The sequence below is a fragment of the Bacillus sp. mrc49 genome (genome assembly GCF_002803435.1).
In genome coordinates, this window is sequence record NZ_PHNG01000608.1 from 1 (window position 1) to 781 (window position 781).

General features: G+C 47.4%; 1 protein-coding gene. It reads right to left on the bottom strand.

The window, feature by feature from the left end; translation table 11 throughout:
* On the bottom strand, window positions 1-781 hold a 781-nt coding region (locus CVN76_RS06360; protein WP_198512510.1), incomplete at both ends, for a (Fe-S)-binding protein.

Sequence of the window (781 nt, forward strand, 5' to 3'; positions counted from 1 at the left end):
CCGCCTCCGGCACCACAGCACATGCCCTTTTCACGGTTGCGCTCCATCTCGATCAGTTTCACGCCAGCAATCGATTGCAGGATCTCACGCGGTGGGCTATATACCTCATTGTACCTTCCCAAGTAGCAGGAATCGTGGAAAGTAATCGTTTCATTAACTGGATATTGCGGCACCAGCCTGCCTTCGCTGACGAGCTTTGCAAGCAATTCCGTATGGTGGTACACTTCCGCCTCCAAGCCAAAATCCGGATACTCATTTTTAAATATATTATAGGCATGCGGATCGATCGTCACGATTTTCTTGATTTCGTTCTTCTGGAACTCTTCGATGTTCTTCATGGCAAGCTCCTGAAAAACAAACTCATTACCCAATCGACGCGGGGTATCCCCTGAGTTTTTCTCTTTATTTCCCAGAATCGCGAATTTGACGCCCGCTTCATTCATTAACTTGGCAAAGGAAAGGGCAATCTTCTGGCTTCTGTTATCATAAGATCCCATTGAACCCACCCAGAATAAATATTCGAATTCTTCGTCTGCCTTTTGCAATTCCTTCACGGTAGGAACGCTGACATCCTCCCTCAAGGTTCTCCAATCTTCTCTCTCTTTTCGGTTCAGCCCCCAAGGGTTTCCTTGACGCTCAATATTGGTCATTGCACGTTGGGCATCAGGATCAAGCCTGCCTTCAGTCAGCACTAGATATCGGCGCATATCGATGATTTTGTCGACATGTTCATTCATTACCGGGCATTGATCCTCACAATTACGGCAAGTCGTGCAAGCCC